The 9722-nt window shown below is 50.7% G+C and carries 9 protein-coding genes and 1 pseudogene; 1 reads left to right on the top strand and 9 read right to left on the bottom strand.

Features of this window, described 5'->3' with window-relative positions:
* The 4 genes from APM_RS22350 to APM_RS00070 all read right to left on the bottom strand — a co-directional run.
* On the bottom strand, positions 1-601 hold a 601-nt coding region (locus tag APM_RS22350; protein ID WP_138919115.1), incomplete at its 3' end, for a hypothetical protein.
* Between the two features lie 94 nt (positions 602-695).
* Positions 696-1838, bottom strand: coding sequence for a sulfotransferase family protein (locus tag APM_RS21195; protein WP_007421310.1), 1143 nt, complete (start codon positions 1836-1838; stop codon positions 696-698).
* A 256-nt stretch (positions 1839-2094) separates the two neighbouring features.
* On the bottom strand, positions 2095-3558 hold the full coding sequence (locus APM_RS21200; RefSeq protein WP_158004980.1) for a hypothetical protein: 1464 nt from the start codon (positions 3556-3558) through the stop codon (positions 2095-2097).
* Between the two features lie 30 nt (positions 3559-3588).
* A complete protein-coding gene (locus APM_RS00070; RefSeq protein WP_007421312.1) occupies positions 3589-4641 on the bottom strand; it encodes a glycosyltransferase family 2 protein in 1053 nt (350 codons plus the stop codon).
* Between the two features lie 106 nt (positions 4642-4747).
* Here APM_RS00070 and APM_RS22465 point away from each other — a divergent pair.
* Positions 4748-4907: pseudogene (locus APM_RS22465) on the top strand (IS5/IS1182 family transposase); the annotation flags it as partial.
* 9 nt (positions 4908-4916) lie between these two features.
* On the opposite strand, the gene APM_RS19765 reads toward APM_RS22465, so the two are convergent.
* The 5 genes from APM_RS19765 to APM_RS00085 are packed head-to-tail and all read right to left on the bottom strand — an operon-like array spanning position 4917 to position 9646.
* Positions 4917-6380, bottom strand: a complete 1464-nt coding sequence (locus APM_RS19765) for a ParB N-terminal domain-containing protein (protein WP_007421313.1) — start codon at positions 6378-6380, stop codon at positions 4917-4919.
* Between the two features lie 35 nt (positions 6381-6415).
* On the bottom strand, positions 6416-7108 hold the full coding sequence (locus APM_RS21205; protein ID WP_007421314.1) for a hypothetical protein: 693 nt from the start codon (positions 7106-7108) through the stop codon (positions 6416-6418).
* 38 nt (positions 7109-7146) lie between these two features.
* Positions 7147-7428 (bottom strand): hypothetical protein, encoded by a 282-nt coding sequence (locus tag APM_RS21210; RefSeq protein WP_138919116.1) that lies wholly within the window; start codon positions 7426-7428, stop codon positions 7147-7149.
* A gap of 4 nt (positions 7429-7432) precedes the next feature.
* Entirely contained in the window at positions 7433-8716 is a 1284-nt protein-coding gene (locus APM_RS20020) for a TrbI/VirB10 family protein (protein ID WP_007421315.1), read from the bottom strand.
* A gap of 3 nt (positions 8717-8719) precedes the next feature.
* Positions 8720-9646: a TrbG/VirB9 family P-type conjugative transfer protein gene (locus APM_RS00085; RefSeq protein WP_007421316.1), complete on the bottom strand. Its 927-nt coding sequence runs from the start codon at positions 9644-9646 to the stop codon at positions 8720-8722.
* Positions 9647-9722 lie beyond the last annotated feature (76 nt).

Genomic DNA, 9722 nt, shown 5'->3' on the forward strand with positions numbered 1-9722 from the left:
GTCTCTCAGCCAGGACAAGATTCCAGAGACATGGATCGTGCAAATGGATAATCGGGAGCTTTGCAAGGTGTCCCCACTGCCTGAACGCTCTATAGATGGCAAGATTATGGTCCGAATTACCAAGGACGAAGATGCAAGCAGAATAGTCTAATGTGGATAACCCATAGCTCAGTAGTTCGATCGGAAGCACACGATGAAGATCACCATTCTGTTCCATCCTGGCAGACAGTTCTAGGTAATTAGCAAGACCAAGTCTCGGGCTGTAAATGTCCACGGGATAGCCGGCGGCACTGAAAGACTCCAGCGAGAAATGCGCTATCCCGCTTTTATCTGGTGGCAAAATAGACACAACGGCGATGGCATCGGGTCGTTCAGTTTGCCGGTCCCGTAATGATGCCAGAGCATGCTGCATTACGAAAGCTGTTGAATCTGCCCCGAGCGCATGTTTTCGCTCGTCCGACAAAATTCGCTCAATCCGGTCGAGCCGGTGTGTCAGATCGTCAATCTTGTCGCCAATCAGTCGCCCTGAAACCCGCCGATAGCAGGCACGGAGAATGCGATGGAGTGCCGGTACACGTCGGATAAGGCTTTTGATATCCATGGGCTCAATTTTGAGTTTAGTGAAGAGACAAATGACACTTTCCAGCCCATCACGTTAAAAAAATGGCACGATCAAGATCGGAACGCCTATTTTGTTACGAAAGGAGATTTCTGACAATCCGCAGAGGCGCGGTAATCTTCCATGAAGTCGAGTGGTATAATTCATGTATCGTTCTATCGCGATTTTTGATGTCAGACTTTGCGTATTCTATCTCACGTCGTAAACGGGTGATCATATAATTCTTTTTTTCAGAAATATCAGTAATAAGATCATTAAGACGGATAATCTCTGAATTTAAGCTTTCCCTATTTTCTTCAAGCCAAGCAATATTCTTTTGATATTCGAGTTTTAATTTGATATAATTTCCACAAAGTTCATGATAGTGAATCAGTCCTTTTTCAAAATCCGAAATGCTATCGTCAATAGCATTTAGATCATCAAAACCATGGCTTGCATCAAGGTGTTTTATTTTATCGTATAAGGACATGCACCAATCAGACAAATTGTCGCTGATGCCAAATTCCGTCATGTGCTGATGTGGTTTCTCGTGTCGAAGGTTCTTGTCGATAAAACTATCGATCCTTATCTGATCTGTGGCCGACAATTCAGGTAAAGATAGCCCTAGAACGCTGGATATTTTCGCTAGTTCTGTTCGCCAGTCATTGATAAGTCTTGGATAATATTGTACGACGCGGGGGAATCCCCGGCTTGATAGCTCTGCGTCAAGGGTATACCGCAGCCAAACGCCGAGTGCATGCGACATGCCGATCTTATCGCGCCGATGTAGAGATTGAGCGACTTCGAGGGGATGTCTTAGAGCGAGAACAACCAGCGGGATGATCGACCGCTCCTTGAGAATTGGAAACCAAAGCGGGAATAGTCGACTTAGTCGGGGATCCTTCAATCCCCACAAGGGCATTCCTGAAAATTCACGATCAACAATGTCTCTCAGCCGAGCCGATGCATAGCGCGCAGCATCGGTATCTAGCCATCCAGAGGGGAGGGGTCTGATATCGTCCCAGCCGCTACCGAGATCGTTGAGCAACGTCTCATGTATTTCCCAAACCACTTCATGCTCGAAGTAGCCCTTCGGGTTATCCGCCCGGCCAGGCAAGAGGCGATTGCCAAAGTCGATCCCTGCGTAATGAAGTACACCTGCCGTGGCTGATGTTCCGCTCCTGTGCATGCCCAGCACGAAGACAGCCTTTTGGCTTCCCGAATAAGTTTCATCTATCATGGCAACTCCATCCTATGGGATTTACCCACTGCACCGACTTATGCCGATTCACGATATTTGAAATCAGCATTGTGACCGGTAGGCTTTAGATTTTCGGTCTTATCGCATAAAAATATGCCAAACCTATCCTTGCAGCACGAGCGCATCAGAATATGGTGTCTGGCTTCTTCGGTATATTTAACCCTTGAGCTAAACCTATCAGGAATTGCCATGTGCGCATATCTTGGGGTGTGTCCGTCAACCCGCGATTGAGGCATCAGCGAGAGCCTAATGCCTGTGACAGATCTATCACGGTAGACCCTTTGGGCGCTGCGGACAGAGGCCCCACCTTCGCCGTGCTGAGCTTCGAGGCAGTTGGCTCATGTTCCGATTTCAAGAGAAGCCAAACCATGCCCTTTGGCACCCATTGATCCGCAGAAGAAGGCATTCCAAATTCATCATATCGAACCACAGGAGCTAATGATTCTTGCCAATGTGATGGGACGATGTATATCTGCTTTGCCCCATTTAAGTTGTCTAAGTGCATTTTGAGATATCTTGAGACTAATTTCAATTCTTTTGTTTGTGGGTTTACAAATTCTGTTATCACGTTATTGCGGGCAACTCCCGTTGAACTAAGTATTGCAACCAGAGCTATAGCTGGAGCTAAGCGAAGCATCCGAAATTGACGCAGCCATGCAAAGAGAGCTACTGCAGCGTAAAGTATAAGTAAGCTTGAAAGCGCGCTCTGCGTTCTATAGCTGGCCCAATTTTCATCAACTATCAGATTTGGCAGATATGCCATTGGTAGAAGAGAAAATGAAAGCATTGCCTTCATAATTCTTGAGTTATTAGATCTAAAAATAAAAAGACAAAATCCAATGAAAATAAAAGCACCAAAAATAACCGAAACAGTACGACTGGCGGTAATTGATATAAAATTAAGACTATCTCTCATTGGGGATGAAATAAACCAAGATATTTTTTGCATGAAATTGGTGGTAAGGGCGGTTCTGCTTAGTGTATAATAGTGGTGAAAAACAAAGTGTGTCAGTATTTTTTCTGATATGAAATCCGCCAGCAAAGCAGCCATCATAATCGAGACGGTGCGCACAATCCTGTTACAAGATGGCAATGGTCTATCATTTGCCACCCAGACGGCTGCTGCGATAACCCAATACATCATGGCTGCGGGCTGGTATATCATCATCGCCAAGGTCAATAAGATGAAACTTGTCAACGATACTTGCCAACCGCCGTATTGATTGCGATGAAGCACACAGAAGCTAAAGACAGCTATTGCCGCAGCCCATGGATATCCGGCACAAACGGCCCACGAGGCGTAAACTTGGAACGCCGGCATTAGGCCGATCAAGAGCGCGGCTGAGATGCTTAGGCTGCGTGGTAAATCCGTTTCTTCAATAAAGAACGTCGCGATGATTTGTGCCAGTGTGGCGATGCCGAGGACAGAAGCCAGTCTCACCCATCGGAAATCGGCAATATCTGAAGTCAAACTAAAGACGAAATTGAACAGTGCATAAACAGGTCTCCCGCTGGAAACAACCATATATAAAAGGGACAAGATGTGATGGTGGGCAGTAAAAGTAACGCTATAGTCGTCCGCAAATCCGTAATTATGCGTAATTACTGGAAGGTAAACTAATAAATAGATGGATATAATACTGACAAAAATGGATATTCTTTTTATAAAATGGCGCGAGTCTAGCATTATCAAAACCACCAGTCTATGCTTACTTCGGGTCGAATGGGTTTATATAGACGGATTTGCGAGCGGATTAGCGCCAATCGAATAACGCATCTCATCACGGCTATAAACACGCCGGACCAGATAAACCGGCCGCTGTTTCGTTTCCATATACGTGCGTCCAATATATTCGCCGAGCAATCCGATGCTGATGAGCTGCACCGATCCAAAAAATGTGATGCAAACGAAAAGTGAAGCATAACCCGGCACGGGATTCCCTAATACCATTGTACGAATTGCAATGTAGATGGCGTAAATTAGGGTAAGTACGGCTGAAGTTGCTCCCAGATATGTCCAAATCTTAAGTGGAGCCGTAGAGAAGCTCGTGAACCCCTCCATGGCGAAATTCCATAGGGCAAAGCCGGAAAATTTTGATTCGCCAGCGGCTCGTCGGGCACGGGCATAGTCGAGAGTGACGGTGCGGAAGCCCAACCATGCGAATAGCCCCTTCATGAAGCGCTGGCGCTCAGGTAGACGTTTAAGCGCATCTACGACAACGCGGTCCATGAGCCGGAAATCGCCTACATTTTCGGGGATTTTGATTTTCGATAGCCTGTTGTGGAGCCGATAGAACCATGTCGCAGTTTTGCGTTTGAGAACGCCGTCGGATGCACGATCGATACGGCGCGCCAACACAACCTCGGCACCCTCCCGCCAGAGTTTTACCATGTCGACAATCAGTGCAGGAGGATCCTGTAGATCCGCGTCAATTGGAATCACGGCATCCCCTTTAGCCACGTCGATACCTGCCGTTAGCGCAGCTTCCTTGCCAAAATTTCTTGAAAACTCCAGCACGCGGAACCGAGGATCGGCCTCGGCCAAAGCAATCAGTTTGACCAAAGTATCATCCTGGCTGCCATCATCGACACAGATTATCTCCCAACGAGCTTTTGGGACAGCTTCCAGCGCGGGCACAATATCATTCAAGAATGACTGAATCGCGTCAGCCTCATTATAAAACGGCACAATCAGGGAAAGTAGTTGCGACTCGGCGATGCCCGAACGACGATCTTCATCGCACGGAGGTTCGATATTCGTCGACACCGTTTGATCAGCCACCCTGTTAACTCCTAGCCGCCTTAGAGCCTGACTGCATTAGATAATTGAGTGATTTCAGTAGGTTGTAATTCTATCGGTTTGCAACAACAGACGGATCCGCAATGGCCTGCAAATCGCTCTTCAACGATACTGCCGGGCAGGATTGCGCTACGCAAGCGACCTCAGCGATGTCATATGGGCCATGATTGAACCGTTCATACAGGCAACACTACTTCGAGACCGGCCCTCGCGAGGCGCTGCGGCGGATTATGGAGGCCATATTTCACAAATACTAATCACAGCTTCTCAACCAGCGCTTTGATGCGGCGTTCAACGTCATAGCCGGTTATCACAGTTCTGCGGCCACGGGTCGGCAGGTCATCCGATTCGATCAGGCCGTCAAGCAATCCGGCCAGTATTTCCGCTTTGTGCGCAGGCAGGTCGATCGAGACGGTGACCAGCCGTTGCTCTGGATCGGACGCGCTGAATGCGTTGTAGAAATCAGCGTATGCGGGTGACCCCAGCTTGTGTGCGTAGCTGATTGGAAACTCATCAGACTGATCGAGTCTGACGAGGTAAGCCGCATCACTCTCACCAGGCAGCCGGGCAGGGGGTGTCAAGCTGGCTTTGATGCGGTCCGCGCGCGTCTTGAGCAACCTTTCTCGGACTTCAAACGGCGGCAGGTCTTCGTCACCACTTTCCGATGTCTGTTGTTCAACTTCATCAAGTGTCGCATCATGGTTGAAGCTTCGAAAGTCTCGCTCGATCGCTTCATCTCCCTCGGCGGCATACGTCTCCGCTTCAGCGATGGCGGCCTGTATGTCTCGCTTTTCAACAGATTTGCGCTCTGCTTCACGCAACCTCTTTATCGCCTGTAGCCGTTCCGCCTCGGCTTTCTCCCGTGCGGCTTCCGCTTCACGTCTCGCATCGCGGGCTTTCCGTTCTTCTTCTTGCAGCCGGTCTATCTCTGCCAAGCGGACAACATCGTTCTCCGCGCGCTTACGTGCTTCATAGGCTTCCATCTCTTGACGAAGCATACTTCTCGAAAACGGCTCACCAGAATCGATTCTGGCGATCACAGCATCACAGATTTTCCGCCTGTTCCGGTCACGCGGATCGTTTTTTAGTGCGATAAAACGTCGCACGTCATACCACGATCCAGCGCCGAGACGGGCCATCACAGTCCGACCTTCCTCCGAACCGGCGCAAAGCAAATCTCTGATTCGCTCGATCGATACGCCGAGACGCCTGGCCAGATCGGCCTGGGTCATCGGCTCACCCGAATCGTCGCGCAGACGTGTCACAGCGCGACCAATATCCTCATCGCGCATATCATGACGCTGTATATTCTCGACAAGCTGGACGGCTAAACGGTCCTGGTCGCCGGAGACCTCGATGACGCGCGCCGGAATCGTCTCGTAGTCATACCCCGGCTTTACGTCAGCCTCGCCCTGCCTCACCCGGTCGCGCGCCACACGGGCGGCCCGCCAGCGTCTTTCACCGGCAATGATCTTGTAGCGACCATCACCAAGCGGTTCGACCAGGATCGGCTGGAGCACGCCTTGGCTCAAAATAGAATCCGATAATGATTGTGCCGGACCACCACTCTCACTCTCATCGTCATCCGTAGAGCGGTTGATCGGCGCAAGTAACGGCATACCACCAAACTGGTCATCAACAAGCCGATTTCTCGGCTGTGACATATCCGGTTCGATCATATCGAGTGGGATAAAAGAAAAAGTATTGGTCTCTTTAGACATGACATATAACTTTCAAAAAAATCAGGCGATCTTTTTTAGTCAGCCGGGAAATTTTTGGCCGGTGTGGATTTTTGTTTTGCTTTTGATGATAATTTGGCTGGTTTTTTATTTTCAGTATTTTCTTTTTTAGTCGTGTTTTTCGGTGCGGATTTTTTTGCCGGAGTTTTCTGGGTTTCGCTAATATTTAATTCTTGTTGACCAATTTCCGGTTGTTCAACTGGACTTACTTTTTTAGTCACAGCTTTTCTTGCCGCCGAATTTCTTTTTATTTCAATCAGCGTCTTGTTTACCGCAACGCCGATTTCTTCCCGCTCTGGTAATTTTTCCGGGATTCCTGCATGGCGGCGTTCTTCAATGACGGATTGCGGAGGATACAGAAGATTACCCCACCAGTAAGCGGCGGTGTATAGAAATGACGCGACGCTCGTAGCGTTCAGATCGGCCTCGTGATCCACAGCTTCGGCTTGCCATGGCAGCAGCTTCATATTTACCTGCCGCCAGCCAGAATCTATCTTCTCTCGACCGATATTCGCTTGTGTCGATTTCGTCATCATGAACGCCAGACCGTCTTTGTGCCACGGCCTGGCCCCAAGAAATGCGCTTACGATGACGATATATAAAGTTTCAAGATTCCCGAACCGGGATGCCGATAGCCGCTTCAAATACAGCCGAAGCGGCTCCGGCATATACGTCGTCCGCTGGACGCGCCCATCTTTTAGATTTGCCATGTATGAAATTTCCCGTAGTATGTGCTACGGGAAAAATGCTACAAAAATCGTCGGGCGACAAGAGCAGACAAAGAAAATCTGCGGCCAGATTTTTTGCAAAAATCGCGTGCAGACTGGATTTTTGATACAATGTCGTCCGTCACACGAAACGCGGCACAAACCTGGTCGCGCGGGCTGGCATTTTTACGAAAGACCTCTCCCGCATCCGTCATCTCATCAAGATCGGCATCGGCTAAAATATCTGCCAGCCGGTTCGACCTCGATGAGATTGGAATCCGGGATACCTGCCGAGGCACCCGGATTGTGATATACCCTGCCATCGATTCAACCTTTCGCCGGATATGGGTTGAACTCCGTCGCCGGGGCGATACCGGACGGGGCGGACGGACCACGATATGCCGAGCCAGCGCCGTGGCGATATGGGCCGGGGAATATCACATCTTTTGTCACAGCGACGTTAAGCTGATATCCAGCACGAATCGTCAGAGTCGGCGCGATATTCGTGTAGCGCTGCAAGATATTTGCTTCTGCTTGACCGAAAGTCTGCATCAGGCTTGCCTCACCCTGCTGCGCCGGGCTTACTGCGCTCTGACCATATCCACCGGCGCTGCCATAGCCTGGCTGGCTGACCGAGATTCCTAGATCAACAATCGACATCAGGAGAGCGTTTTTGAAGATCTCCCAAGTATGATCGTTCACTTCATCATGCAAGCCGTCTTTTCCAGATGGACCAGCGCCCGGCATGGTGCCAAGGTTGATATAAGCGCCGTCCGGCATGATGATCCTGGTCCAGTCAACACCAACGCGAGTCTGCCCGGCGATGATCTTGTTGCTGTAGTAGCCGACCAGCCTGGCCCCCGCTGGGATGAGCAGATAAGCCCCGGACTCGCTATCGAAGATGTTCCGGCTGACCTGCGCTGTAATCTGGCCGGGCAGATCGGACTGGATCGATGTCGTCAGCACGGCGGGGATGACCGATCCAGCCATGATTTCATACGGTGACGCCGGGCGATGCTCAATATGAGTGTCATACACAGCCGCACCGGTCTCGCCGTCATTTTTTGATTTTCCAGCACCACCGGCTGCACCAGGATTGGTGTTCACTTGCTTTCCGTTTTGTCCCCAAGCACCACTGCTGCTTACCAGCATTTGCTGCTGGAAAGCGGTTTGTTCCGCCTTTTCCTGCGCCGTCTCACCGGTATTCGTCTGCGCTGTTTTACTTGTGTCACCATTTTTATGAGATGCAACCTTTTTCGGGGTTTTCTTCGTTGATGTTGCCTGGTCTGGCCAGGTCGGCGGCTTCGGCGGCGGCGATGGTGGTAAAGCAACATCGACCGCATGGCCTGGCGTGATATTGTCTGCTCCGCCAATCTTCACTTTTTGATGAGCGATCATCTCCATTCCGCCCCATGCACCGGCTGCAACTAGCGCGATAATTGCGGCGGCAAATACAAGCGGCTTCTTGTTGAGTGTCGTCGCTCCTTTCCCCCCATCCGGCTTGCCGTTCAACCCGGACGGGGCGTGACTATCATCATCATGTTGATCGTTCGGATTCGGGCGTCCCGCACCGATTCCGAAATTCTTCTTGAAATTGTCGATCAAGCTCATTGATCACCGGCTTTCATGTGTGATGACAGTGACGCGACCGGACGAGCCGACGCCTGCGATCAGCTTGATCTGCTGGGGAACACCGTCGAGGATGTAGTAGCCGTCTTTGACGCGGTAGTTGATCACGGCGGGCTTACCAGCCGTATTTGTCGCCAGCACGGTCGGTAAACCACTGGTATTCGCGGCATTACCGGTCATCTGGATATACGTGTGAACGCCGTCGTCGAACACACGCGCGGGGCGGATCGAGGAACAATTGCTAGATGAGAACCAGCCGCCGCCACCGCACCTGATTTTCCAGTCGAAATCCAGGTCTGACGCGTTCAGGCCGGGGAGAGACGCTACTGTAGAGTTTGCCGCCTCGTTCTGGCTCGCCGTCCACTGTTCCTCGATCTGGCCGGGGAAATACCAGCCAACACGCGGGACATATCTCGCTTTGTCGCTGACGAGGTTGACGTAATAAACGCGGGGTTTTCCGTCAGCACTCGTTGCAGTTATCATCAGATTTGTATGAAGTCCCGCAAACCGTGGGCTGACCGCAAGAATTGGCACGTTACCAGCCATGGCTTGCGTAATTCTCCACTCACCCGGCTGGCCGAGGACCACCTGGCCAGGCTTGTCGCCCGGCGCAAGCTGAATGACCGCGACATGCAATGGACTGGCAACGACGGTCGGCCAGGACTGCCCGTACGGATACAAGATTGACCCATCGCTACCGGCGATCGGCGGAAGATTGCTGATTGTCCCCGCTTTCTGTGCAGCAACAAGCGCATGGATTGCGCTCTGCTTTGTCTGGAAAGATTCGTGAGCCTGGGGTGGGGCTTTCACGAGATTCGACCATTCCTGTGTTGATCCAGCGGCGCTGGCTGGCATCACATATGCAGCAGCTATCAAAGATGCGGCTGCCAGGATTTTCGTTCTGATTTTCATATCATGTGTCTCCGTTTCTTTCAGTTAGCTCTGATCCGGCTGGCCAGCCGCTCGATATAAGTCTTGCACGCGACAA

Origin of the sequence: Acidiphilium sp. PM (genome assembly GCF_000219295.1) — a bacterium.
Classification (GTDB): Bacteria; Pseudomonadota; Alphaproteobacteria; order Acetobacterales; family Acetobacteraceae; genus Acidiphilium; species Acidiphilium multivorum.

Excerpts from the sequence above, each read along its gene's own strand:
- APM_RS21205 (WP_007421314.1), bottom strand. The coding sequence starts at position 7,108 with ATGGCAAATCTAAAAGATGGGCGCGTCCAGCGGACGACGTATATGCCG.
- APM_RS21195 (WP_007421310.1), bottom strand. The coding sequence starts at position 1,838 with ATGATAGATGAAACTTATTCGGGAAGCCAAAAGGCTGTCTTCGTGCTG.
- APM_RS21210 (WP_138919116.1), bottom strand. The coding sequence starts at position 7,428 with ATGGCAGGGTATATCACAATCCGGGTGCCTCGGCAGGTATCCCGGATT.
- APM_RS20020 (WP_007421315.1), bottom strand. The coding sequence starts at position 8,716 with ATGAGCTTGATCGACAATTTCAAGAAGAATTTCGGAATCGGTGCGGGA.
- APM_RS00085 (WP_007421316.1), bottom strand. The coding sequence starts at position 9,646 with ATGAAAATCAGAACGAAAATCCTGGCAGCCGCATCTTTGATAGCTGCT.
- APM_RS19765 (WP_007421313.1), bottom strand. The coding sequence starts at position 6,380 with ATGTCTAAAGAGACCAATACTTTTTCTTTTATCCCACTCGATATGATC.